This window comes from Methylobacterium organophilum (assembly GCF_022533465.1).
GTDB classification, from domain to species: Bacteria; Pseudomonadota; Alphaproteobacteria; order Rhizobiales; family Beijerinckiaceae; genus Methylobacterium; species Methylobacterium organophilum.
This window is the reverse complement of sequence record NZ_CP092848.1, coordinates 3,929,024-3,953,218: the sequence shown is the minus strand read 5'-3', so window position 1 is coordinate 3,953,218 and position 24,195 is coordinate 3,929,024. Positions and strand designations below refer to the sequence as shown.

Annotated in this window: 27 protein-coding genes; 4 read left to right on the top strand and 23 right to left on the bottom strand. The window is 66.7% G+C overall.

Going from position 1 to position 24,195, the window contains the following annotated elements; translation table 11 throughout:
* Positions 1-365: 365 nt before the first annotated feature.
* Positions 366-572: a hypothetical protein gene (locus tag MMB17_RS18680; RefSeq protein ID WP_241099876.1), complete on the top strand. Its 207-nt coding sequence runs from the start codon at positions 366-368 to the stop codon at positions 570-572.
* Positions 573-1,098: 526 nt separating this feature from the next.
* Here the strand turns inward: MMB17_RS18680 and MMB17_RS18675 are convergent.
* From MMB17_RS18675 to MMB17_RS18665, 3 genes are all read right to left on the bottom strand, one after another.
* Positions 1,099-2,430, bottom strand: a complete 1,332-nt coding sequence (locus tag MMB17_RS18675) for a Y-family DNA polymerase (RefSeq protein WP_241099875.1) — start codon at positions 2,428-2,430, stop codon at positions 1,099-1,101.
* The gene (locus tag MMB17_RS18670; protein ID WP_241099874.1) at positions 2,427-2,834 is read right to left on the bottom strand and encodes a LexA family protein; all 408 of its coding nucleotides are present in this window, start codon (positions 2,832-2,834) and stop codon (positions 2,427-2,429) included. The genes MMB17_RS18675 and MMB17_RS18670 overlap by 4 nt, the downstream gene beginning before the upstream one ends.
* Before the next feature lie 72 nt (positions 2,835-2,906).
* Entirely contained in the window at positions 2,907-3,116 is a 210-nt protein-coding gene (locus MMB17_RS18665; protein ID WP_241099873.1) for a hypothetical protein, read from the bottom strand.
* Between the two features lie 266 nt (positions 3,117-3,382).
* Between MMB17_RS18665 and MMB17_RS18660 the strand changes: the two genes are divergently transcribed.
* Positions 3,383-3,778, top strand: coding sequence for a hypothetical protein (locus MMB17_RS18660; RefSeq protein ID WP_241099872.1), 396 nt, complete (start codon positions 3,383-3,385; stop codon positions 3,776-3,778).
* A gap of 922 nt (positions 3,779-4,700) precedes the next feature.
* Here the strand turns inward: MMB17_RS18660 and MMB17_RS18655 are convergent.
* Positions 4,701-5,366, bottom strand: coding sequence for a DNA-processing protein DprA (locus MMB17_RS18655; RefSeq protein WP_241099871.1), 666 nt, complete (start codon positions 5,364-5,366; stop codon positions 4,701-4,703).
* A gap of 476 nt (positions 5,367-5,842) precedes the next feature.
* Positions 5,843-6,220, bottom strand: a complete 378-nt coding sequence (locus MMB17_RS18650; RefSeq protein ID WP_241099870.1) for a hypothetical protein — start codon at positions 6,218-6,220, stop codon at positions 5,843-5,845.
* Between the two features lie 298 nt (positions 6,221-6,518).
* On the opposite strand from MMB17_RS18650, the gene MMB17_RS18645 reads away from it, so the two are divergent.
* Complete coding sequence (locus MMB17_RS18645) at positions 6,519-6,896, top strand: Arc family DNA-binding protein (protein WP_241099869.1); 378 nt, start codon at positions 6,519-6,521, stop codon at positions 6,894-6,896.
* A 213-nt stretch (positions 6,897-7,109) separates the two neighbouring features.
* Here the strand turns inward: MMB17_RS18645 and MMB17_RS18640 are convergent, their stop codons facing one another.
* The 12 genes from MMB17_RS18640 to MMB17_RS18585 form a co-directional block, all read right to left on the bottom strand.
* Positions 7,110-7,712 carry a hypothetical protein gene (locus MMB17_RS18640; RefSeq protein WP_241099868.1) on the bottom strand — a complete coding sequence of 201 codons (603 nt, stop codon included), beginning with the start codon at positions 7,710-7,712 and terminating at the stop codon, positions 7,110-7,112.
* 8 nt (positions 7,713-7,720) lie between these two features.
* Entirely contained in the window at positions 7,721-8,017 is a 297-nt protein-coding gene (locus tag MMB17_RS18635; protein WP_241099867.1) for a hypothetical protein, read from the bottom strand.
* Between the two features lie 14 nt (positions 8,018-8,031).
* Complete coding sequence (locus MMB17_RS18630) at positions 8,032-8,439, bottom strand: hypothetical protein (RefSeq protein WP_241099866.1); 408 nt, start codon at positions 8,437-8,439, stop codon at positions 8,032-8,034.
* A 3-nt stretch (positions 8,440-8,442) separates the two neighbouring features.
* On the bottom strand, positions 8,443-8,640 hold the full coding sequence (locus MMB17_RS18625) for a hypothetical protein (RefSeq protein WP_241099865.1): 198 nt from the start codon (positions 8,638-8,640) through the stop codon (positions 8,443-8,445).
* A 3-nt stretch (positions 8,641-8,643) separates the two neighbouring features.
* On the bottom strand, positions 8,644-8,883 hold the full coding sequence (locus tag MMB17_RS18620; RefSeq protein ID WP_241099864.1) for a peptidoglycan-binding protein: 240 nt from the start codon (positions 8,881-8,883) through the stop codon (positions 8,644-8,646).
* The gene (locus MMB17_RS18615; RefSeq protein ID WP_241099863.1) at positions 8,883-9,599 is read right to left on the bottom strand and encodes a hypothetical protein; all 717 of its coding nucleotides are present in this window, start codon (positions 9,597-9,599) and stop codon (positions 8,883-8,885) included. Before MMB17_RS18615 ends, MMB17_RS18620 begins: the two co-directional genes overlap by 1 nt.
* Before the next feature lie 237 nt (positions 9,600-9,836).
* Positions 9,837-10,535, bottom strand: a complete 699-nt coding sequence (locus MMB17_RS18610) for an NlpC/P60 family protein (RefSeq protein ID WP_241099862.1) — start codon at positions 10,533-10,535, stop codon at positions 9,837-9,839.
* A gap of 45 nt (positions 10,536-10,580) precedes the next feature.
* On the bottom strand, positions 10,581-12,560 hold the full coding sequence (locus tag MMB17_RS18605) for a hypothetical protein (RefSeq protein WP_241099861.1): 1,980 nt from the start codon (positions 12,558-12,560) through the stop codon (positions 10,581-10,583).
* A complete protein-coding gene (locus tag MMB17_RS18600; RefSeq protein WP_241099860.1) occupies positions 12,560-13,486 on the bottom strand; it encodes a hypothetical protein in 927 nt (308 codons plus the stop codon). Before MMB17_RS18600 ends, MMB17_RS18605 begins: the two co-directional genes overlap by 1 nt.
* A gap of 100 nt (positions 13,487-13,586) precedes the next feature.
* Complete coding sequence (locus MMB17_RS18595; protein ID WP_241099859.1) at positions 13,587-13,859, bottom strand: hypothetical protein; 273 nt, start codon at positions 13,857-13,859, stop codon at positions 13,587-13,589.
* Entirely contained in the window at positions 13,856-14,164 is a 309-nt protein-coding gene (locus MMB17_RS18590; protein ID WP_241099858.1) for a hypothetical protein, read from the bottom strand. Before MMB17_RS18590 ends, MMB17_RS18595 begins: the two co-directional genes overlap by 4 nt.
* A gap of 10 nt (positions 14,165-14,174) precedes the next feature.
* Positions 14,175-18,485, bottom strand: coding sequence for a host specificity factor TipJ family phage tail protein (locus MMB17_RS18585; RefSeq protein ID WP_241099857.1), 4,311 nt, complete (start codon positions 18,483-18,485; stop codon positions 14,175-14,177).
* A 26-nt stretch (positions 18,486-18,511) separates the two neighbouring features.
* On the opposite strand from MMB17_RS18585, the gene MMB17_RS18580 reads away from it, so the two are divergent.
* Positions 18,512-18,706: a hypothetical protein gene (locus MMB17_RS18580; RefSeq protein WP_241099856.1), complete on the top strand. Its 195-nt coding sequence runs from the start codon at positions 18,512-18,514 to the stop codon at positions 18,704-18,706.
* 1 nt (position 18,707) lies between these two features.
* Here the strand turns inward: MMB17_RS18580 and MMB17_RS18575 are convergent, their stop codons facing one another.
* Genes MMB17_RS18575 through MMB17_RS18550 form a run of 6 tightly spaced genes read right to left on the bottom strand, consistent with a single transcriptional unit; the run spans position 18,708 to position 24,188 of the window.
* Positions 18,708-19,103 (bottom strand): glycoside hydrolase, encoded by a 396-nt coding sequence (locus tag MMB17_RS18575; protein ID WP_241099855.1) that lies wholly within the window; start codon positions 19,101-19,103, stop codon positions 18,708-18,710.
* Positions 19,103-19,606: a DUF1833 family protein gene (locus MMB17_RS18570; RefSeq protein ID WP_241099854.1), complete on the bottom strand. Its 504-nt coding sequence runs from the start codon at positions 19,604-19,606 to the stop codon at positions 19,103-19,105. The genes MMB17_RS18575 and MMB17_RS18570 overlap by 1 nt, the downstream gene beginning before the upstream one ends.
* A gap of 4 nt (positions 19,607-19,610) precedes the next feature.
* The gene (locus MMB17_RS18565) at positions 19,611-19,997 is read right to left on the bottom strand and encodes a hypothetical protein (RefSeq protein WP_241099853.1); all 387 of its coding nucleotides are present in this window, start codon (positions 19,995-19,997) and stop codon (positions 19,611-19,613) included.
* Between the two features lie 3 nt (positions 19,998-20,000).
* Complete coding sequence (locus MMB17_RS18560) at positions 20,001-23,531, bottom strand: phage tail length tape measure family protein (RefSeq protein WP_241099852.1); 3,531 nt, start codon at positions 23,529-23,531, stop codon at positions 20,001-20,003.
* Positions 23,521-23,721 carry a DUF7697 family protein gene (locus MMB17_RS18555; protein WP_241099851.1) on the bottom strand — a complete coding sequence of 67 codons (201 nt, stop codon included), beginning with the start codon at positions 23,719-23,721 and terminating at the stop codon, positions 23,521-23,523. Before MMB17_RS18555 ends, MMB17_RS18560 begins: the two co-directional genes overlap by 11 nt.
* 50 nt (positions 23,722-23,771) lie before the next feature.
* Positions 23,772-24,188 carry a hypothetical protein gene (locus MMB17_RS18550; RefSeq protein ID WP_241099850.1) on the bottom strand — a complete coding sequence of 139 codons (417 nt, stop codon included), beginning with the start codon at positions 24,186-24,188 and terminating at the stop codon, positions 23,772-23,774.
* Positions 24,189-24,195 lie beyond the last annotated feature (7 nt).

Below are 24,195 nucleotides of genomic sequence, written 5' to 3'. Positions count from 1 at the left end.
TCCTGCGCCCGGCTGGTTGTGCTAACGTATCGAGATGCCTTCCCTGCTTACCGTCGCTGACCTCCACGCCCAGCTCCAGGTGATGGAGAGCGATCTGGATGCCGCAGTGAGCGCCTACCTCGCCGACCCGAGCACGTATCTGTTCCGGCTTCCGCAGGGGTTTGGTGTCGACCTGGCGGCTGCGGTCCAGGCCTCGGCTCTCGCCCGGTCCGTTATCGCGCGCCCGGACTCTACGACCGCTCAGCGCCGGGCGGCCCTGCGCCGCGCCATCCTTGCCGCCCCACTGGTCCGTGAGTGAGGACTCGCATGGTATTCTGCGACGCTTGGCGTAGGCTGGGCGCCCCGCACCAGCGAGAAGAAGACAGATGCCTGCCGAGGGACATGGCGAAGTGACGGCGGGGCAATACGGCCGGGCTGTGCGGCTGAACATCAGCGGAGGGCGCGCTCTCGGCAAAGGTCACACTGTCCTCCTGCCGCCGGCCGAGGCGGTGAAGCTGCTTCGGGAGGTCGCCGCAGCAATCGAAGCGATCATCAAGCCGACCAGCAGTGAGCAGGCTGGGGATGATCGCTGAGGAGCCGCCCGCCCAGCGCTTCGAGCGCTACCTGAAGGCGGTGGAGTCCGGGCTGCCGGAGCGCTATCGCATTCCGGGGCGCCCACGACCTCAACCTGCACCGTTTCTCTTCCGGGCCGTTCTGCGGACGATGAAGCTCATCAATGTTCGGTCGGTCGGGCTTTTAAAATTTCTCCGAAGATATATCCAATTTCGATGAGTATTTTTCTCAGCGGCTCTGCAAGCCATGTATAATTTTTATTTTGCGACACATTTCTCAGTTCGATCGCCAAATCATGCAGATCAAGCAATGCCTGCTCTAATTCCTCATCTATGAGAAATTTTGAGGACAAGGCTATCTGCCTCGACTCGGTTTCGCATTATGGAATGCTGACGGATATGATTTGATTAGTCCACGAATTGCAGGTTGCAATGAGGTGTCGTTTTACCAGTCGGGATCTCCTGACGCCGATTGGCCTCCTGATCGTGATGCTCGGCGTGATCGCGCACGCTATCGGCCGGCTGGTGGGGTGGCTGCCGTGAAGATTCATGCCCAGGCGGTCGGCAAATCCGCGACCTGCGTTGTGTAGCAAGGCGAGCGCATCTCGAACTTCGTCGACCAGTCCGTGCGAGCGCGCTCCAGCCCGGCCCCGGCCGGCACGACGGTGCCGCGGCCCCAGCGTGCGTTGCAGGCGTCCAGCGCCGCCATCAGCGGGCCGGAACGCTCGCGGTCGAGTCGGCCGATCAGCGCCCGTGGGCTCTCGGCCAAGGGCACCAGATCGGTGGTGATCACCCCGGCCTTCGAATAGCGCCACGGCACTTGGCCCTGCTCACGCCAAGTGCGGGCCACGCCGAGCTGCGCGGCTTGGATCAGCACGAGGCTGTCGTTCGTCGCCTCCGGCAGCCCGACGACAGTCTGAACCGAGCGCTGCGGCTCGCCGCGGTCATGCTCGCTCGTATGGTAGAAGACCGTGACATGGTTGGTCGCCAGCCCTTCGCGCCGCAGCTTCTCGCCGAGTCGGGTGGCATGGGCTGCCACCGCCTGCTCCAACATGGCCTGCTCGGTCACCCGGCCGGCAAAGGAGCGGGTCACCGCGCAGCCCTTGCGTCGGGCCGGTACCAGGTCGAGCCCGATGCAGGAGACGCCGCGCAACTCGAAGATCATGCGCTCGCCCACCACCGTGAGCGCCCTGCGCACAGGGCGCGGATCGATGTCGCGCAGGTCCGCCACGCTATCGATGCCGAGCGCCTCGAGCTTGGCGAGCGAGGCCCGGCCGATTCCCCATAGCGTGCCGACATGGATGCGCGGCAGCCAGTGGTCGTAGGCTGCGGGATCGGTCAGGTCGCAGACGCCGCCGAGTTCCGGGACGCTCTTGGCGATGTGGTTGGCGAGCTTGGCGAGCGTCTTGGTCGGGCCGATGCCGATGCAGGTCGGGATGCCGGTCCAGGCCCGGACCGTCGCTCGGACATCGAGGGCGAGCGTGAAGCGGTCGCGCCGGGTGAAGCCGGTCAGGTCGAGGAAGCTCTCGTCGATCGAGTAGACCTCCACGTCGGGCGTCGCGTCGCGATAGATCGCGTTCAGCCGCGCGCTCATGTCCCCGTACAGGGTGTAGTTCGAGGAGAAGACCCGCACGCCTTGCGTCTGGCAGAGCTGGCGGATCATGAAGAACGGCGCGCCCATCTTGATGCCGAGCGCCTTGGCCTCGGCCGTGCGGGCGATGGCGCATCCATCGTTGTTGCTGAGCACGATCACCGGCACGGCCGAAAGCCGCGGGTCGAACACGCGCTCGCAGGAGCAATAGAAGCTGTTGCCGTCGATCAGGGCGATGGCCCGGCCGCTGCCGATCCGGTCGCGCAGGCGTGCCGCCGGGTCGCTCACCGGCCGAGCCCGGCCCGGGCGATGTGCCAGCGGATCGTGAAGCGGACCACGCCCCAGATCTCGGCGAAGCCGTACTCGTCCAGGGCGAAGAGCGGCATGGCGTCGTTGTCGAAGGCAAGCCGCGGGCGGGCGTGCTCGACGAGGTAGCGCTTGCAGGAGAGCTGTCCGTCGATCACGGCGACGACGACGCTGTCATGGGCGGCGGTCAGGCTGCGGTCGACGCAGGCGAGGTCGCGATCGTGGATGCCGGCCCCGCGCATGCTGTCGCCGCGGATCTGCATCAGGAAGGTTGCCGGCGGGTTCGGCACGAGCCAGCGCGGCAGCTCCAGGGCGCCTTCGAGGAAGTCGTCGGCCGGGCTCGGAAAGCCCGCGCATAGCGCCGGCCCGACCAGGGGCACGCGCACCGTACCGTCACCCGCTGACGGTAGCTCGTCGACATATCTGATTCCCGCAGCCCATGAGCCTGCCACGCGCTTTCACCCGTGCTCCGGCCGGCCCGCGCGGACGTAGCCATGCGAGATGGCCTTGCGCATCTCGGCGAGGTCCTGCTCGACCCGCAGCAGATCCTCGATGGCGAAGGCGAGCGCCCGCTCTGCATCCCCCTCTGCGGCCTCCAAGTAGGCGACAGCCGTCACCTGCGCCTCGCTCATGGCAGCAACGGTCTGGATCTGCGACGCGGTCGCCATGGCTGCCTCCGTCCCGGAAATTGAGAACGAAAGAAGAACAAAACCATCGGTCGCATCCGGTCAAGGCACGATCCGGCGTACCTCGAAGATCGGGGGAAAGCGGGGAAGAATCAGTCGCCGGGGCTTGACGGTGCAGTGTGACGCTGAGTGTCAAAAGGCTGAATCAGCCGGAAAATGTGCAGCCCCGATCGGACCGCTCTGATGGCTCAGGCCCTGTGCTCGTTCGGGCATAGGCGGCTATCGCCCGCCCCGGCTATCCGGCCGGCATGTTAGCCTCAGCACCGAATCTCGCCTTCCTGCCGCCCGAGGCCGCCGCTTGGCGCACGGCCTTCGTCGCGCTCCATCGATCTAACTCGCCCTGCCCGCATCTGAACGCAGAGCGCTGGGGCGCGATGTACGATTCCGCCCTGGCCTTCATCGACCGGTTCGGCGCCGAGGCGGTGGCCTGCGGCTGGACGGACGTGGAGCTGTTCGGGGTGCATCCCGAGCACGGCACGCTGCGCGTGGACTGGTGCGGCGCGCTCATGATCGGGGTCAGGCCGGCCGTGTCGGTCTCCGCCGACCGCATCAGCTTCGGGACTATGGCCATCCGCCACCACGCGCCGGGCCGCCCGGTGGGCGTGCCGATCTGGACGTTCGCAGCTAGCCGGAAGAGCCGCTGAGCGGGTAGGCTCGCGCCATGGCCGATAACACCCCACTGCCGGCGAGCAGTTCAAGGCGAACGCGATCACAGCCGGCGACGTCGTCGCGCTGATCGCGGCCTAGGAGAAAAAGCCCGGTGACTCGCCGCCTCCGCTCGGCGACGGCTACAAGCTCGACGTCGGCGCCGCGATCGAGGCGCATGCGCCCGCGGCGAAGGCCCTGGCCGACGCCAGTGACGACACGTGGATCGTCGAGGCGCGGCGGATTCTGGCAGCGGTAGAGTAAATGCTGCTCATAGCAGTTACAGGATGTGTTGCGTAAGGGTCTCTTCAGACCACTGCAATACCTGCGGTCTCTGTTCAGTGGTTGTGCGTCCGACCGCCATGCCGAACGGAACCGTGACATCAGCCTTCCTTAGCGCATACGTGGCGGCAAGCATTTGGGAGCCAGAGGTGATGACGTCGTCGATCAAAACGACGGGCCTCGAGAGCGATTTGGTTATGCGGAGCTGTGCGTGAAATTGGCTCGCACTGCGATATCCGCCAACTAGATGCTGCTTATCCTTTGGGGCTGCCCAGAGGAGAGCAGGACAGGCTTCTGCGATTCCGTTTGAGTATCGGGCGATAGCCTCTGCAAGTGCTAGTGTTCTGAAAATAGGCGGCACACCAATGTGTGCATGACTATTAGGGATTGGAACCAGCGACACTTGGACTTGCGTCAATTCTACGAGCCGCGCCGCCAACGTTCTGGCCGCCAATTCAAGCCCCACATCCATGTTGTCCTTAGTTAAATTGACAGCGCGTCCATTGACTTTCACGGTGCAGTATCCGTTGAATGGCTCTCCTTTTACGCTTTTTACTATAGCCAGAGCGCGGTAGTCGGCGTCTCTCCATTTCCCGCCGGCGGTCAGATACTGGCAGGCGATGTGTACAGGCAGAGATGTCATTTTCTTATGGCGTCGAGCACATCCTGCGTCGAAGAGATCACAGCAACCTTGGGCTTGTCTATAAATTTTGCAGGCCAGCTTAGCGACCGATCCTCGGCAACCGACCGCATGATGAAAAGCCAACGCCCGAGCCGCCCACACTCGGCTGCCTGGTGTAACGTCCCAGATGTGTCCGACGCCTCCACAATCACGCTCGCGTCTGAAACGGCGGCCATAACGCGATTGCGCTTGGGGAAGTTGCCCTTGAACGTGGGCTCTCCGATAGCAAAAGGGGTCAGCAGCAGATGGTCAGCATAGATCTGCTCTTGAAGCCGTGCGTTCTCGGCCGGGTATGCTTTGTCGAGTGGGGTTCCAATCACCGCTGCGGTGCGCCCCCCGGCTTCCAAGGCAGCGGTCAGGGCTGCCGTATCTACGCCCTTAGCAAGTCCGCTCACCACGGTCACACCAGCTTGTACAAGCTCTTTAGCGAGCCGGCGTGCGCGCCTCCTTCCTTCGTCGCTCACATCGCGAGTACCGACGATGGATATTGACGGCGGAGTCAGCGCTGCGAGGTCTCCAGCATAGTGGATCGTCGCAGCGCCGTCGTCGCGCGGCGAGCTAAGAAGATTGAGTTGCTTCGGGTCGAGCGCGGGACGCTGAATGAAATCGAGCAGATCTGGCAACGCCAATGAGGCCGAATGGCCAGGGGCCTGGTACCGAGCGCGTCGAGGAGGCGCCGTGTGTCGCCGGTGCAATTCCATGGCAAGCATGATCTTACCGTCGAGCTTAATCGCCTGTTGAGAAAATCGTAATTTTTTTGTCAAGGTAAACGAAACTTTGCGCCCTGGCAGGGGCTATCTCGCATTTTGCTGGGTGCAAAAGCGCGCAACGAAAAGCCCGCCGCGGCGAGCCGGGCGGGCGAGAGATATTCTGGGAGGAGTCGGGTGGCTGCAAGTGCCGCGCCAGATCACCCCTTGCGTGCGGCCCGATCCGCGATGAACCCGCAGATGCAGCCGCTCGCCAGGGCGCTCGTCCTTGAAGTCGCGGACGAGCTTTCTCATGCTCGATAGGTCGGAGGGGGCGCGAATAGCCCCCAGAGCCCTCGAAAGCTCATGGCTCTCGATTGCCGCCGATGGTCGGGTCAACCGGCGGCGGTGGTTCATCCCCACTCGCAGCCGACAGCGCTCATGACGACAGCTGCGCGTGCAGAGGGGGGCAGCGTGCCGTCATCTCGATGCCACTCGTAGGCGCGGCCGAACGATGGGCACCAAGAGTTTGCCGCGGAGCCGTCCTGGCCCGTGATCTCGCGCATTACTCGATGGTGCTCGTAGACCAGCCAATCGGCATATTCCCGCATCAGGCGGCAGCTTGCGGGCTCGGCGACGGCGGTCGGCGTGCCGATCAGGCTGAGCGTGCCACCGATCAGCGGGAGGGCGACAAGCCCGCGCAGAAATCCGCGGCGCGGCGGATCCGGCTCTTGGCGCATTGCCGTGATGGCGCGGGTTACCGGACCTGTGGTATAGGTTTTCTCACGCATCTGGTTGATCCCTTCTCGATCCTGGGTGTTCAGGCCTCGGCCGGTGTTCCAGCACCTGCCGAGGCCGTCTTATTTGTGCGCTCCATCCTCTCGCGAACAGCGCGAATGAACTCTGCGTTTTGCGATGTACGGTTGCGCTTCGCCTCACTGGCCAAAAATTGTCTGACGTCATCGGGCATTCGAAACGTAGCCCTGTGCTCTCGCTCCATGCTATGTCCCCAGCAGTCACCGTGACTGCATGCAGGCACTGTCACGGTGACTTATAGGCGTCAAGCAATTTATGTCACGGTGACATCACATGGCAGCCGAGGCCACCGGGCGCGCGTCCGACAAATTTATGCTCCGTCTTCCAGACGGCATGCGCGATCAGTTGAAGGTTTCTGCTGAAGAGAACAAGCGGTCAATGAATGCCGAAATTGTAGCGCGTTTGGAGGAGAGCTTATCCGGTAACGCTGCGATGCGAGCGCTTGCTACTAGGAAGGAAAGTGCTCTTCGCGCTCTTATTGATGCTGTAGAAGAAATATACGAAGAAGCAATTCTTGTAATGTTTTGCTATATAAGCCCAGAACAATCTGAGAAAATGCTGAATAACCTTAAGCCGGATGAATCTCGCAAGTCTCGTTCTCTCGCGGTCTATCAATTGTTAAGGGATGCCTACGAGAGGTATCGAGGATAGCTTACCAGCTTGCCTCGGATTTGAACGCAAACAGCCCGCCGCGGCTGTGCCTGGCGGGCTGGAAGGTCGAGCGGGTGTGGTTGGGGCCCTACGGCGGCCCGCGGCGGCGCTCCTCGAGATCTCGGACGATGGCGGCGATAGCGATGCCCACGATGGCGCCGCCGAGACCCGCCATCCAGAGCCAGGACGCCGCGCACGGAAGGGTGCAGGACGTCATGTCGGCGGCGCCCCTGCAGGCGACAGGAACGAAGTCTTCCACCAGTCGCCGATGTAGGGCCGGGTCCTCTCGAGCCAGGGCTGCACGTCGGGCTTGCTGGCGACCAGGGCGCCGACCATCAGCACCGCGCAGCCGAAGCCGATCGCGAGCGCGTACTGGTTTCGCCTCGGCACCGCCGGCCGGCCGTCCCGCTCGTCCAGGGCTCCCGGGGTGCACACGTGCAGCACCACCGCCACGATGCCGATCATGATGACCCAGGGCAGCAGCTCGTTGTTCAGGAACCACTGCGGCGCGCCGCCGAGGCGGTAAAGGATCGCGTAGATCCCCTGCAGCTCGCTGCTCAGGAACTTGAGCCAGATGCCGACGATGAGGAAGTCGCGAGGAATCGGCGTGCGTCGCAGGAAGCCGCCCCAGGCATCCGGGGCGAAGATCCAGAGCGCCACCGCCGTCGCGGCCACGTCGAGGATCCTCACATAGAGGATCATTTCCCCGTTGGGCACGAAGACGTTGAGGATCTGGTACCCCGTGAAGAAGACCGCGGACGCCCAGATGATGATGCTTCGGATCGTCTCCGGGCGGTTGTCGGCGTAGATGTTCACGAACACGCTCAGACCTCACCATCACCCGGGCCACCGAAGCTCCTGAGCTTCAGGACGTCCTCGATCGCCATCACGATGCCCCGATCCTGCTCGGCGCGTTTTCTGCGCTCGCGCCGCGCCTGCTGTTGGGAGATCCGACGCCGCGCGTGCTCGGCGATCAGCTCCGCCTCCTGCGAGTTGCGCTCGGCCTGCTCGGCCGCCGCCGTCGTCGCCTGGGACAACGCCTCGCTCGCGAGCACCTGCTCCGAGAGCGCGCCGTCGAGGCGCTTCTCGGCCTCCTGCCAGTGCGGGAAGAGCCACGACATGATCCGCCTCCAGATCATTCGCCGTCGTCCTCTGGCGAGGCGCGCAGGCGCTTGGCGATCCCCCGGATAGCCGAGCCGATGTTCCGCAGATCGTGGCGGGCTTCCCTCGTCTCGCCTTCGAATTCCCGCGACAGCGTCTGCACGGCGGTGGTCAGGCTGGTGATCGTGGCCGTTTGGCTCTTCACCGCCTCCGCGTTGTCGGCCGAGGCATTCTTGCTGGTCTCGATCGCGACGATGACGCGCTCAAGCAGATCGCCGTGCCGGTTGTGGGAGCGGATCAGCATCCAGAAGAGGATCGCCACCGCCAGCAGCAGCAGCAGGCATGCCGCACCCAGCACCTTGTATTGGAGCAGAATGTCGGCCGCCTGCGCGGCCGCCTTGGTCGCCTCCGCGGTCTGAGCGACGGCCTCGCTGATGAGCACGATTCAGCGCTGCCCCTGCTCGCACACCGCCCGCCATTTGGCGTTGAGGATCCGCAGCTGCCGGCGGGTCTCAGCCGTGTCCCGGGCCGCGTAGAGCACCGGCGCCGTCATGGTCTTGCAGAACCGGGCCGCGGGCGGCGTGGGGTCCGGGGTCTGGCAGGCGAACACGAAGAAGCCCGCCACGGTGCATGTGACCAGCATCGCTCAGTCCCTCCGGAGGTCTCGGGGATCGTCGGGGTCGTCCGCGGCGGCGTCGCCTGCGCGTTCCGCCGCCGCTTCCTGGCGCTCGGCTTCCTGATGGGCGGAGGCGGCCTCGCGGGCCGCCCCCAGTTCGCGTTGCGCCTCGGCGGCCCGGGCGCCATCAATCCAGCCGACGATCACGTTGCCGAAGGTGCGCGCCAGCAGGCTGAGGATGGCGCTGAGCAGCGCCGAGGCGGAGAACATCAGACCGGCGCCACGGGGGTCGGCGTGGGCGTGATCGCCGTCGCCGTCGCGCCGGCAAGGGAGGCCTGCTCCTCCATCGGCAGCAGAGCGATGATGTGGTCGCGGATCGCCTGCTCGCCGCCGATCCATTTCACGAACCAGGTCGGCGCGTTCGTCACCGCATAGTTCAGGGCGTTGGCGAGAACGGCGTTTCCGACCGGCACCGAGAGCGTCTTGCCCGCGACCGCGCCGGCCACGGTCGACATGCCGAAGGCGATGGCGCGCTCGACGAGCTGCTGGGTCAGGATGCCCCGCACCACGGCGCCCGCGGCGGCCGGCAGGCGGCGGCAGGCGAAGGCGATCACCGCCATGATGACCGAGACGACGATCTCCTGGATGCCGGCGGCGGCGGAGGTGAGCCACGAGCCGTAGGGCACCGTGACGACGGCGGTGTTGTTCGACGGCTCAGCGATGGTGGCGGCGGCCTGGGCGAACGCCGCATCGCAGCCGAGAGCCAGGATTACGGCTGCCCCGGCTGCGACCACCAAGCCGAGGACGTTGAAGCGATGTGCAGCCGCGAGCAGAAGGCCGCCCGCCGCCGCCAGAGCAGAAACGAAGAGAAGGCCGCTGGCGAGGCCGACAGCGGAGCCATCTTGCCCAGGCGGGTACGCCATGGCGAAAGCGGGGGATGCGACACAGGCGAGCGCCAGCGCCGCGAGGAGAGCCTTGCGGATCATGGTTGGTCTTTCGGTTGTGAGGTTGCACGGCGGGCCCGGCCGGCTCGGGTTGTGTCACGCGATGCCCCTGTCGTGAGAGGCAAACGCGGTTGGGTTTCACCGGTGAGAGGCTACGGGCTCAGCGCCGGGTGAGACGGTCGAAGAGCCAGCGGCCGAGGCGCGCCCACAGCGAGGGGTTCGGCGGGTAGCGGACCGGCGGCAGCGGCGGCGCGGGCGGGTTCGGGCGATCGTCGCTCATCACGCCTCGCTCACGCCGGCCCGCGCGCCAGCGATCGTCGTGGGCAGCTTCGAGGCGGTCGGCAGCGGCACGTCGGCCGGCCAGCGATAGGCGACGATCTCCGACCGCTTGAAGGACGCCACGTTGACGGCATCGCTCTGGTTGCCGCCCAGGCCGAACACGGTGTCCTTGTTGGCCCCGACCACGAAGAAGGTGTGGCCCTGCCAAGCGGAGTTGCCGCGCTTCTTCGTGGCGATGGCGCCGAGCACCGGCTCCTTCAGCCCGACGCCCCAGCCCTCGAAGGACCGGGCCGCGAGGCTGCGCGATCCGCGGTGGCCGGCCCGCTCGAGCATCGCGTTCACGAAGGCCGCGCACCAGGCGGTGCTGTCGGTCTTGATGCCCGGGAAGCCGGCATCCGCGAAGAGCTTCACCACCTCCGGGTTGTTGGCCGCGCCTGGGGCTTCCTTGAGGCCGTTCAGCGCCTCCGCGAGCACGAGCCAGCCGGGTTTCTCGATCGACTCACGCTGCTGCGTCAGGTCGGCCTTCTGCAGCGCGGCCCGCGTCTTCGGCCCGGCGATTCCGTCCGGTACGAGCCCCGCCGCCTTCTGAAAGGCCGTCACCGCGGCGATGGTTTTGGGCCCGGCATCGCCATCGGCGCCGGTCGGCCCGAGGTCATACCCGCGCGCGATCAGAGCACGCTGGATCTCAGCGACGGTCATGATGATTCTCCTGGGGATCCGGCGAGCCCGGCCGGCGCGGGAAGATCAGCGCTGCGGGATGAAGCCCGAGCCGGTGAAGTTCAGCGCGGTGGTGCCGCTCGGGACGTTGGCGGTCGTGATGTTCGAGGCTGCGTTGTTACTGCCGGACTGCCGGAAGTAGACGAACGTGTCCGCCGCAATGGCGGTCAGGAAGTTGTAGCCCGACGTGAAGGTCATCTTGCTGTATGGGCCAAGCACGACCGGATTGCCGATCTGGCCGGCCGAGAGGCCAAAAGGCAGACCGGCCACAATGAACTGGCCGCTGGCGGTCGTGTACGTCCCGATGTTGCCGGAGACGTTGAAGCTGAAGCGCATTCCATTGGCTTCGTACCAATAGAAGCCCTTCTGGTTCGTGTAGGTGGTTCCCGCGAGGTCGCCCGGCGTCGTGAACGTCATCGTCGGCGTCCACGTGAAGGGCTCGACGAAGTTCGGCCCGTAGAGGCCGCTGCGGGAGCCGAAGGGCACGCTGTAGCCCCAGGCCCCGAAGTCGTTGCCCATGATCTTGTTGCCGGGCCCGTCCTGGCTGATCTGGATCAGGTTGCCCGACCCGGTCGTGCGATAGGTCGCGGTGTTGTTGGTTGCGATCAGGATGCCGCCAGTCTGCTTGACGTAGCCGACCGTGCGGGCCTGGGTGATGTCCGGATCGAAGGTCGTGCCCGTGATCCAGAGCTTGCCGCCGCCCGAGACCGACGCCGCCGGATAGTCGGCAAGGCGCTGCTGGATCTTGCCGCCGTTGACGGTGAGCACCCCGTCCCCGCTGGCACAGACATCGCCATCCGGGCTCGCCACACCGCCGACCGTGTTGATGCGGGTGATCGTCGCCCGGCCGTGGCTCACGAGAACCGAACAGCGCGTCGAGGCGCCGGCGGCGGACTTGGTCGAGTTGAGGCTGTCGATCTCCACACGGCGGGAGCCGACCACGTCGAGCACCGCGCCGTCGCCGTCCATGTCGAGGTGGCCGAAGAAGTACCAGGTGGTCTCGGTGTTGGTCCCGACGATGAGCCGCTGGCGGTAGCTCGAGAAGAACCGGAAGTTGGCCGCATCCGAGCGGCCGAGGCTGAGCGCCACCGGCGTCCCGTCCTGGTAGATGTTCAGGAGCTGAGCGTCGTTCGCGTTCCCGGAGTTGATCATCCCCCAGGGCCAGTTGTGGACGACCAGGGCCTGGACGTAATCGGCGTTGTTGTCGATCGCGAGGCCGGTATTGAGCGGGCTCATCTCCAACTGGCGGATGGAGAACGTGCCGCGGCTGTTGACGTTGACCGCGTTGACGCAGAACCAGCACTTCTGGAGGCGCACGTGCCCGATCATGAAGCGATCGGTGTCCACCAGGTCGAGCGCGGCCGGGTACTGCACGACGGCGGCGCGCGTGGTGACGCCACTCTGGTCGAAGTCGATCAGGACCCCGTCGATGCCGGCGTTGTCCGCCGCCTTGAAGACGGATCCGGCTGACATGTTGAAGGTCTTCGGGACCCGGATCGTGGTGCCGTAGCGCCCGACCTCGCGCGCTGCGCCCGCGCCGCGGAGCTGCTGCGTGTTGCAGAAGGTGATCCGGTCGGTGATCGTGTAGCGGCCGGTCGGGAAGCGCACGTCCTTGCAGGTGGCGAAGGCGTTGCGCACGTACTGGGTCAGATCGGCCGTGCTGGTGCCCGCGCGGATGTCCGCCCGCAGGCCCGGCGGGATGAACGCCATCACGTTCACTTCGTCCGCCGACCGCTCGCCCAGGCCGTAGGCGAAGGCGCCGGTGACGGGTGCCGTGACGCTGAAATCGGCCGCCTCGCCGGTCGAGCCAGGGCCCCCGATCTGCAGCGCATCCGGGGTCAGGATCGTCTTGCCGGCCTGCCGCTTGCCGAGGTTCGGCAGGCCGGAGCCGAAGCTGATCGTGCCGTCGCTCTTCAGCGTGCCCGGCGAAAGCGGGCGGTCCTGAGAAAGCGCCGGCCCGGCAGCGAGCAGGACGCCGAGGAAAGCAAGGATGCGAAGCGCGGTCATCAGGCAAGGATCCACAGGTTCGCAGCGCCCCGGCGGAAGCCGAGGCCCTGGTAGGGGTTGGTGATCTGGAGGGAGGCCTGACCGGCGATGCTGTCGCCCGTGCCCGCGCCGGCCTGCACAGTGATCGGTCGCGTCTCGGAGCAGGCGCCGCTCTCATCCGCGATGAAGAGCGTCTGCCCCATCGGGTATGAATCGACATCGGGCAGGGAGATCGTGCGGCCCGCCGTCAGGGTCGCTATGCCCACCTGAACGTCGGAGGGCAGGCACTGGTAGTCGGCGTCCTGAACGGTGGTGTGGCCGATCGCGGGAGCCTGGATCGCCCAGGGCTCGGACGGCCATGCGCCGCCGGCCTTCGGGCCCCACATGCGCCGACCCTGGTTCGAGGCGGTGCGATCCTCGATGTAGTAGTCGCCATCCTTACCGACCAAAGACGTGGGCGGGATCGTGCCGGGGATGATCGTGGCGCCGCGCTCGCCCTGCCGGCCGGCGATGGCCACGGGCGTGATGATCGGCTGCTGGCGCGCCGCGAAGTTCACCACCACGCCCACGAAGCGCGAGACGTAGGAGAGCAGGCCGGACGGCTCGTAGAGGTTCACCCGCACCGGCATGAAGAGGTGCCGCTCGTCGCCGACCACCTCCAGCACGTCCGCGGTGAAAACACCTCGAGGGAAGCCGCGCGTGGTGCTTCTCGGGACGCGGAAGATGAGCGTGTTGTCGGCCCCGGCCTTGAGCGACAGGCCGCCGCCGGTCTGCATGCTCAGCTCGAGGACGGGTTCGACGGAAGTGGTGCCCGCGACGGCCTGCGTGATCGGCATCACGAACGAGCGGCCGGCCAGGGACAGGGCGTTGCCGCTCGTGTCCTGAAACGACAGCTCCCCGTACCAGTCTTCCTGGGTCGTGAAGGGGTAGAGAGGAAAATCGGCCATGAGCGCGTCCGCTGGCATGCGCCCGCGCGCCAGGAGGCGGGCCCGGAAGAGCCTGCCTTGACGGTGCGAGCGCGGAGGGGATCGTGAGGCGGGTGCGCGCCTAGTGCGCGGTCGTGCCGGTGCCGGGCTGTGCCGGCGGGTCGTCGGCGCGCGGCCCGGTGGTCGCGTCGCTCTGGTGGCCCTGCTGCAGGAGCGCGGTCAGGCGCTCCATCTCGGCCTTCGCTTCCTTGAGCAGGTCGATCAGCTCGGCGTTCTGGCCCGCCAGCATCTGGCATCGGGCGAGCGCGGCGTCCCGCTGCGCGGTCAGCTCGCCGAAGCGGCCGTTGATTTCGGCCGCGCTGAGCGGCTGAGGCGCTTGAGGCTGCCCGGTCATGCTGCCGCCTCGGGCGCGCCGCGCTTGGTGAGGTTCGTGGTCTGGATCTGGACCGGCATGGCCACGCCGCCGCTGGTGAGCACCATCACCCATGAGAAGGGTTGGTGCGGGAGATCGCACAGCATGATCCCGACATCGCCCACGGCGATCTCCGGAACGAGGCCGGCCCGCGACGTGATCGAGACCGGCTCGCCGAACGCGAACGGGCTATCCGCGGTCGCCTGATCGAACTTGTCCTTGAGATACGCGGCGATCTCATCGGGAGTGCTCAGCGTGCGCTGGACGCTTTCGGCAAAGGTGAGCATGTTCTTGTCCTCATGCTTTCGGGGTTATGCCGGCGATGTGGAGTTCGTCTATCTGGACTTTGCCGGCGGCATTGTTGGAAGTGTAGCTGTATTGAATTCGCGCGTTGTGGTTGCCGGCCGAGAGGTATCTCAGCGCCGACCCAGAGAAATAAGCTTGGTTGGGGCCTGAGAACTGTGTCGACTGTCCATTGAAAAGACAGTAGGCAACCAAGTTTCCGTCAATGAGCAACTTGATGCCGCTGACGGTCGCGATGTTGGTTCCGCTGGTTCCGGAGACCGTCAACCTGCCGAATATCTCGATGATGGTTGGAAAGTCCGGGTTGGAGACCGAGAAATTGAAGTTCAGGTTCGCGTCGATGTTGTCGTTCGCGGTGCCGGAACCGGAGATCAGGGTGTATGAGCCGATGTCGACCCGGAGGGGATTGGAGGCCTGCCCGGAGGTAAGCCGCAGATACGGGACGCTCAGGGTGCCGGTGCCTGAATCGAACGAGAGCAGAGGGACGCTCGACCCGCCCGAGGTGATGAAGAACCCACTCGCGTCGACCACGAAGCGGCTGGTGCCGTTGTCGAGCAGGTCGAGATAGTAGCCCGCCCCATAGGTCTGGCCGCCGCGCTGGGTCGCGAGCAAAGCCTGGACGCGCGCCGAGACGCCGGACGGGCCCGACACGGCCTGCATCGAGAACCGCCCCACCGCCGTGCCGGCATCCGTGCGGGCATAGACGTCGCTGATCTGCGAGGCGAAGGCGTTGTCGCTCGAGATCCGGGCCTGCTGCTCGTTCAGGAAATAGGCCCGGTCTGCATCGGTTTGCGCGACCACTGCGCTGACCCGGGAAGACAATGCGCCATCGGCATCGGCGCGAACGCTCCTCTCCTCGACGATAAAGCCGACGAGGTTGCCGACGTGGTTATTCACCTCGGCCCGCAGTGTGTCGATGGACGTTGCGTTCGCGCTATCGGCGGTAGCCCTGGCCGTCTGCTCGGCGGTGATCGCGGCGCTGTTCGAGTTGGCAGTCGCTACGACCGCTTCGATACGAGTGCTGAGTGCGCCATCTGCATCGGCGCGGACACTCCTCTCCTCGACGATAAAGCCTGCAAGACTGGTGACGTGCGTGTTCACCTCGGCTCGCAGGCCGTTGATCGAAGTGGCATTCGCACTGTCGCCGTCCGCGCGAGCCGTGCGCTCGGTCGTGATGGCCGCCGTGTTGCCGTTGGCGACGGCTCGGACCGAGTCCAGGCTGGTCGCGAAGGCCTCGTCGGCAGCGCTGCGTGCAGTGCTCTCGGAAATGATGGCGGCAGTGTTGTCACCGATCTTGGCGACAGCAACGCTCAGATCATGAACAAGGGCATCATCCGCGGTCAGGCGCTCGGTACGTTCGGTGTAGATCGCAGCGGCATTGGATGCACCAACGCCAAGGCCTTCGATGGCTCGGTCGAGAGCGTTCTGCGCCTTCGCGTCGGCCGCAAGGAAATCGGAGATCGCTTTGGCCGAGACCTGCTGAGCGTAGGCCTCTACCTCCAAGATGTGATCAATCCGGCTGCGGACGTCGTCGGTGAGCCCGGCATAGTCGATCGGCGGCAGGGTGACGTTGACCGAGGACGCCGGCAGGGTGACCGGGGCGTAGAAATAGGCGCCCGGCAGGCCCGTCGCGCCGAAGGCCCGGGCGCGCAGGATGAGCGTCGTGGGATCGACGGGGTTCAGCTCAATGGAGCCGGAGACCGGCGCGTCGTCGCGGCGGTCGTACCGCGTGCCACCGTCGTATGAGAGGCCCACCTCGAAGGTCTTGGCACCCCGGCCGGGCGCGATGGCGTATTCCAGCCGGAAGCCGGCGGCGACCGGCACGGCATTGGCCGTCAGGTTGAGGATGGACGGGCTCTCGGGATCCGTGATGCCGCCATAACCCGCAGGCGGGACGCCCGGGGCAGCGCCGATCTCGGCCCACACCCGCGGATCGTCGATCAGTGCCTCGACCTGCGCCCGGGTCGGTCCGTCCATCTTCACGGACTGGATCAGGTAGTTTTCCTGCAGCACCTCCAGGCGCCCCACCTGCACGGCGGTCATGTCGCGGCGGCCATCGGACAGCACCTGCGCCAGGGACAGACCGGTGGCCGTCTCGATGGCGTGGCGGGACGACGCGTCCAGAACGATCTCCCGCGGCGTGCGGCCCTGGCCGGAGACGGTGAGCGGCCCCCATTCCCGCCCGGCCCGGTCCCGCAGCACGGCGACCTCGCCCGCCTCGAGCACGATGTCCGCGTCGAGGATCAGCCGATCGCCGATGCTCTCGACCACGGCCGCCACCTTGCGGACATCCAGGAACCACGGATCGACCGAGATGGAATTGCCGCGCCTGTAGATGCGGCCTTCCATCTCGACGCCGAACGGGGCCGTCTGCCGCCGGAAGGCGCCGCAGGCCGCCTTCCAGCGGGTCAGGTGCTGCCCGTGGGCGTAGCTCTTCACGCCGGTCCAGCGCTGCCGGGTCGGCGTCAGCGAGGCCTCGCCGTAGATGGCGGTGGCCTGGTTCGGCGCGCGGTAATCGCCGTCCTGATCCCACTCGCCGATGACGTGGCCGGCGCCCGCCTCGGTGTCGAGGTCGAAGGCGAGCTGCGTGGAGCCCTTGGCGATCTGACGCCGGGTGATGACGTGGCGGCGGACCGATTTCGGCTCGTCCCGTACCAGAGACCAGAAGCGGCCGAGATGCACAGGCTCGGCCCGCATCGTCAGGAGCACGGTCGAGGCCGCCTCATAGACCGAGACCGGGCCGCGGATCGTCGCGTCGAAGGTGTCGAATTCGGTGAGCCGCCCCGCGTAGCCGAGCGCCGTGCCGAGATCAAGCTGGCTGTCCGGGATCGCGCCGCCGTAATCCTGGTTGCGCATGATGTCGAGGTAGGCCCAGACGGCCTTGCTCGTCTCCTGCTCGATCCAGCCGGATCCGGTCCAGACCGGAATGATGGCGGCGGCATCCACCTCGACCTCTGAGAAGGCGGCCGCCTGGTTCCCCTTGGTCGCGTAGATGCGGAAGGCCAGCTCGGTGATGCCCGGGCGGATCGCCACGTCGCCGACCCAGCCCGAGGCCGCATCCCACTGCACCTCGTCGACATTGGCGACGCCGTGGCCGCTGTTGGCGGACGTGTCGACCATGCGGTTGCGCCCGCGCACCGCGTAGCGCCCGGCCGGCACCTCGCGGAACTTGGTGCGCCGCACCGGCTTGGTCGCGAAGATCAGGCCCTCGCTGGCGTTGTCCCCGGCATAGAGGGTCTGCCACGGGCCCGTGGTGTTTCCGCTCTCGTCGATCGGCGCATACTCGAACAGCACCGACCAGGCGCCGGGCTTGTCCGACAGGACCGCGCCGCTGCCCTTGGTGATGGTCGCGCTGATGCCGCGGGGAAACTGGAAATCGACCTGGATGCGCGTGATGAGCGCGCCGCGCTGGTTGATGTTGAAGGGACCGGCGACGGATGGATTGTCGGCCGGCCGCGGCAGGGTGCCGCCGACGCCGGAGGCGCTGACGACGTTGCTCGGCACCAGCGTCGAGGCGGTGCCGTAGAGGAATTCGACCGCGTTCCGGGCATCGTCGAACGGTGCGATGAAGCCCGTGCCCTCGCGCCACATCACCTGCTTGCCCGCCCGGATCTGATAGACCCGGTAGCGGCCGAGCCCGAGCGTCTGGCGCTTGAACAGGATCTGGTCGTCGCCGTCGTATTGCGAGAAGTCCGGCTGGCTCAGGTCGGGCTTCATCCAGCTGCGGCCGTAGGCGCGCGGGATGCGGTCGCCCTGCTTCGGCAGGTTGCCGCCGCCGGCGACGCCGTAGATCTCGCGCGTGTCGGTGGCCTGCTTGTTGGCCTTGGCCCGGGAAGCCAGGGAGAGCATCGCCGCGCCGCCGATCACGAGGCCCGCCTGGATGGCGGTGATCGCGAAGGTGGAGGTGATGCCGGCAGCCGCTCCGATGGCACCGGCGATTGGCGCGGCGAAGGCGACCAGCGCCACCGCCGCGATGCTGAGGGCGATCGAGAGCGGGCTCTTGCGCTGCCCGGAGGCGCCCCCGCCCATGCCGCCGCGCGGCAGGTAGACCACCACCACGATGGCATCCGCCGGCAGGTAGCGGCGCGGCCACGGCTTGACCTTGCCTGCCCTGTCCCGGCCGCGGGTTACCCACGCTTCTTCCAGCGGCTGCAGCGGATCGCGCGCGCGCTGGACGGCGATCATGTGCGGGCGCGAGCGATCCACGTGCCGGCCGACCACCTGGGAGAGGCGGCGGCGGCTCGGGTCGAGCGTCCGCGGCGGCGCAAGAGGCTTGCCCGCGGCATTGAGGGTAATGAGCTGCATGTGTAGATTACTACGAGGAGAAAGCCATGTCAGACGAACTCACAATCACGGTCTTGCCTGATCCGGTCGCAAAGTTTGAAAATCGCGAGGCATTGATGGTCGTAGACGTAGCGTCTGCCTCTGATTGTCAGCTCGGCCAAATATTTAGAAGTCGAGAAGAAATCGAAAGTTTTATATCTCTGCTGAAAGAGGCAAGGGACAAAGCCTTTCCGGAACATTAAATCAGCGCGGCAGATAAAAATCGCAGCGCCAGTTGCGCATGTGGAGATCGGCGGGGCCGTCGAAGGTCACCCCCGCCTTCTCGTCGGCATGCAGGACGCCGCCGCCGTCGAGGTCGAGATAGACACCGGCATGGATGGCGCGGGCATGCGAGCCGGGCCGGTGCATCAGGACGACGGCGCCATGAACCGGAAGCGGCACCTGCTGCCAGCGGGCGCGCTCCTCATGCCCATGGAAGGCGCGGACGAGTTCGCGGGCGTTCAGCCGGTCCGGGATCAGCACCGGCGGCAGGTCCCGGCCGAAGAGATCGCGCTGGATCTCGCGGACCCATTCCCAACAATGGCGCTCGACCGTGTTGGGCTGGCCCTGAAGCGCCGAGACGTAGGCGGCAGGATCCATCACGAATTCCACAGCCCCGGATAGGTCTCGAGGTCATAGGTCTGACGCGGGAAGGCCTGCGTCGCGATCTCTCTGAAGGTCAGCTCGCCCTGCGCCGAGGCCGCGGACAGCGTCACCTTCTTCAGCTCCAGGCCTTCGATCAGATCGACCGGCGTGCCGAAGTCGTCGCCGAGATAGGCCCGATAGGTGACCTTGACGACGCCGCCCCCTACGGCGCGTTTCAGCACCGGAAACAGCTTGAACGACACGCCGTCGATCTGCAGGTTCGCTGGCGTCGGCCCGCTGTCCTCGAACCCGGGCGGCGTGAGATCGAAGGCGCAGGCGATGGCCGTGGCCGCCTGCCCGTCCTCCAGCCGAATCGCAACGTCCTCCTCGACCCCGGCCATGAAGAACAGCGGGGCGTCGAAGGACGGGTGATCGAGCTCGACGACATGGTGCACGATCTGATCGACCGGTGCCGAGGCATAGGCCTCGTCCCGCGCCTGCTCGGCTGCTGTCGCCACCTGATCACCAATCCAGAACGTTGAGGGTGAAGGAGACCAGCATCTGCATCGGCGCGGCCGGGACCGGCTTGGCCCTCCACACGCCTCCTTCGAGATAGACCAGCTTCTGGGGCCACGGGTCCGGGGCGTAGAACCGGCCCACCGGCATCATGAAGCGAAGCGTCCCGCGCACCAGCGTTCGCACCACGAAATCGTCGGCCACCTCGAATTCTTCGGAACTGAGGCGCATCTGATAGGCGAACTGCGTCCAGACGGAGGTTGAGCTTGGCCGGTTCCGCGTCGGCCCCTCTTCCATGGGCGTGCTGATCGCCGGCGCGTAGCGCTGCGTCATGTCGATCGGCGTGCGCAGCGGCCGATAGGGCAGCTGGCCGGGCCATACCGGGACACCCATTCGTCAGCCTCGAAGCCTGCGGCCGCCCGACACGCCGGCCACCAGGGGGCCACGCCCCTGCGCGAGGTCCGAGGCCTGCTGGCGCGAGATCATGTCGACGACGATCCGCGGATTTCCATCCGGGCCGCGCTCCATCCGCGGCTGCGCGCGGTCGCCGCCAGGGGCTTCGTTCACGATGACGTTGAGACCAGAGCCCCCGCCCGCGGGCCGGAAAGCGGCCGGCGACGGCGATGTGAACCTCTCGGCCCCGACGATGCCTCCCTCGGCATATCCGCGCCCCCCTCGCCGGATTGCGTCGGCGATGGCGACGCCGCCGACCCTGGCGACATCGTCCTGGCTCCAGACGATCTCCCCCGCGTGAACGATGCCCCGAGGCGCGCTCTTGTCGCCGGGGCCCGTGTAGCCGCCGGAGGAAAAGAGGCGGACGCCGCCCGTTGGCGAATCCCCGCCCCCCAGGAATGAGCCAAGAATGCCACCGCTCCCACCGCCGCCGAGCAGGTTGCCGAACAGGCTGGAGATGGCCTTGTCGGCGGCGACGCTCAGAAGACGATCGGCGAAGCGCGAGAACGCGTTCGAAAGGGCGGTCATGGCCGACACGCCATGCGAGATGTCGGAGAGGAACCCACCGAACGCGTCAGTCGCGAGTTGCTTGGTCTCCCGCAGGTTGGCGTTCATCAGCTCCTGCTGAACGATGAACTGGGCCGCGGGCGTGCTGGTATCGCCAACGAGCGAGCGAGCACGAGAATAGGCGCTCTGCTCGCTGGAGGACCGGCCCAACTGCTCGCGCTCGAATGTGCTGTCCGAGGCATACTGGACGAGCTTGAGCCTCTGCGCTGCCGTGGCGCTCTGCGTGGCCACGTCCAGAAGGCTCTTCGCGAGCGCCTCGCTGGCAGGAACGCCCCGAGCGAGCATCTCCTGGTACTGCTGCGCCGCGCGGGTCGACGCTTCAAGCTGGAGACCGTTCTTGCCGTAATACTCGGTGTTGAGCCGCAGGTTGTCGTTGGCCTGCTGCAACGCGCGCGCGTTCGCGTCCTGATCGCGAGCGACACCCGCCTCGGTGGCGTCCCCCATCTGACCGGAGCGCCGAAGCACCTCCGTCAGATATGCACGGTTCACCGAGGGATCGTTGGAGCCGCGGTAGGCCATGATGCCGCGGTTCAGGTCGCCCCCGTTCTGGTCGATCTTCATCTGCAGCACGGCCGCGATGCCCTGAGCCATCGTTGCCGGGTCGGTCCGGTCGTAGCCTCGCGGCAGGTATCCGAGCCTCACGGCCTCCTCCGCGGTCCCGCGGGTGATCTGGCCCAGGCCGTATGCGGAAGAAGGACGCCCGTCCTCGCCGAGCACTTTCGAGAAACCGACGTTCGGATTCCCGCTCGACTCCTTGCCGGCGATGGCCGCGATGATGCTCGCGGGCACCTTGCCGAACTCCTGGGAGGCGTCGAGGATCTGGCGCTGTACCGTGCTCGACAGGCGCGAGAAGGCGCCGCCGAGCTGGGTCTCCTGCAAGGCGGTCTGCGCGTTGAGGGTCTGGAGCTGCGTGATGCGCTCCATCTCGATGCTCTGCAGCTTGGCGAAGATCTCGTTCTGGGGGCCGCCGGCACGATAGGCCTCCCGCTCGCGCGAGGCCGCGGTCTCGTTGATCTGCGCGGCCGAGAGGCCCTGCTGCGTGAAGCCGACCGTCCGCTGCTGAAACCCGGACTGGCGCAGGCTCTCGGCAAAGCTGCTCCCACCGGCCTGTAGATCCTCGCGCAACTGGCGGGCCTGGCCGACGAACCCGTCCATGGAGCGCTTGGCAGCGCCGTAGGGGTCGAGCCAGTTCTCGCGGAAGTAGCGCCGGATGTTCTCCGCCTTCGCCTCGATTTCCTCGATTTGCCGGGTGGCGCCGTCCTGGCCATCGACGAGCGACTGGATTTCCAGTCCGCGGCGGCGCTGGCGCGCGGATGATCCCTCCCGATCCCCCTTGTCGATCTCGGCCTGCACCTTGGCGATGTCGGCGCGGATCGTCTCGATGTCGAAGCCAAGTAGGCTGTCGAACAGGCCGCCGGCAGCGCCCATATTGCGCTGCCGGAAATTGAGCTGTCCCTGGAGAGCGCGCAGGCGCGTCTCGGCATCGCCGCCGCCAAGGCCGCGGTCGATGAAATTGCCGATCGCCTCAATCTCGTTGGACGATGCGGCCTTGAAGCGCTCCCAGCCTCGAGCAAAGAAGCCGAGCCGCTCGTCGGCCTTCTGGATGCTCCCGGCCATGCTGTCGAACAGCAGCTTCTGCGCGCCGAGGGAATTGCCCTGCTGCGCCAAGGTGCGGATGTTCTTCTGGGTCGCGGCATCGAGGAAGCCGAGCTGCTCGTTGAGCTGATCGGCCCCCTTCACCGGATCGGCGAAAGCCGCAGCCAAGAGCCGGGTCGCATCCGGAAGATCCTGGCCCGTCATGGTCGCATAGTCGCGCGCGACGCCGATCAGGCCGGCATACATCTCCGAACCGATGCGGCCCGTCGCGGCGAACTGGCCCGCCATCTCGCGGGCACTGGCGATGGACACGCCGCCGCTCATCGCCGACGCCTGAGCGATGGCGTTGATCTGGCTGACGCTGGTCTGGCTCGCCCGCCCGACTCCCTGCAGCTGCTGCTCCAGTTCTTTCTGTCCGGAGCGATAGGTCGCCAGCGCCGCAGCGCCGAGGCCGACCGCCGTCGTCAGAAGGCCGAACCCGGCCACAACGGGCGTGATGCGGGCCAACAGGCCGGAGGCGGCCTCGCCGGCCTGCGCGAATGCCCCCCGGACACTGGCTCCCTGCGGTCCGGCGAAGGTCTGCGCGATCTGCGGCCCCTGCTGGAACGCGATCATGCTCAGGGGGCTGCCGCTTCCGAGCTGCGCGAGGACGTCACCGCCCTGATAGAGCAGATTCTGCACCTGGTCCGAGCGCAGGCGCGTATTCCCGTTGGCGGCCTGTGGGGCGACGCCAAGGGATCCCAGTCGACGAGAGGCTTCGATGTTTGCGAGCGCCGCCGCGCCGGCCGAGCCGAGATCGCGCCAGCCCGACGTCGCATTGCGGATCGCCGTCGTGCGCAGGTCGGCCGTCTGCTTCAGTGCTTCGGCTTCCCGACGATAGGCCTCCTCAAAGACCGATGCGGATGCGCGCGCGGCCCCGATCTGCGCATCGCGAACGCCGAGCAGTGTGTTGATGTTGGCCTGGGCGGAGCGCGCCGCCTGCTCCTGACGCGCCGCCTGGATCTGGTCCTGGCGGGCTAGCTCCTGCTCGAAGGCGGAGGCGGATTCGCGCGCCGATCCTGCCGTTCCAGCGCCGACCCCGAGGAGCGCGTTGACGTTGGCCTGAGCCCGCGCCTGCGCCTCCGCTTCGCGGGCGGCCTGCGCCAGCCGCTGGAATTTGGCGGTCTGCCGATCGGTCGCGGCGCCGGCCGCATCGGCGGCAGCGCCAACACCCTGAAAGGCGGCCTGGCCGGCGCGCCCGGCATCTTCGAGGGAGCGCTTGACCTCGGCGCCTCCCTCGACCGCGAGGCGGATGGCAATACTAGTCGGCATCGTCGGCCTTCTGTCGATAGGCTTCGATCATCACCACCTCGACGCTCGGGAGGATCTCGGCGAGAAAGGCCGTGCCGATGCCCATGGCCGCCGCCATCGTCAGGATGGCGGTGAAATCGAGGGCATAGGGGCCGCCCTCGCCCATCCGGATCTGGCCGCCGCAGCGGCGGAGCACTTCCCAGGCGAGCATGCCGTCTTCAGTCTGGGCGGCATGCTCTCGGTAGGGGCATTCCTCGCAGGCTACGCCGCAGGCAGCGCAGTAGTCGGAGCCTCCGCCGAAGTGCCATCGGGCGAGTTCGAGGATCCGTTTTTTTCCGCACTCATGACGAAGGCCGGACCGACATAGAGGCGGTCGACCGCATCGTAAGCCGGCCAATGCTCCATCAAAAGGTCGACCGCCTCGGGCGTCGCTTCGATCGGATTGCCATCGGCGTCACCGACCCCCTCCCACTCGACGACGCCACGGCGAGCCAGCGTGCGGGTAAGCGCCTCTCCGCCCGCCACGGTGGCATCCTCTTCCGCGCCGTCCGCCAAGACACGCCGCACCTCCTGGCGGGCGACCAGCATCATGGCCGGCGTGATGCGGCGAAAGCGAACGCGCACGCCCGGCAGCAGATCGAGCCAGTAGGTTTCCTCGAGGGGCCCGAGACGGATCATGAAGGGG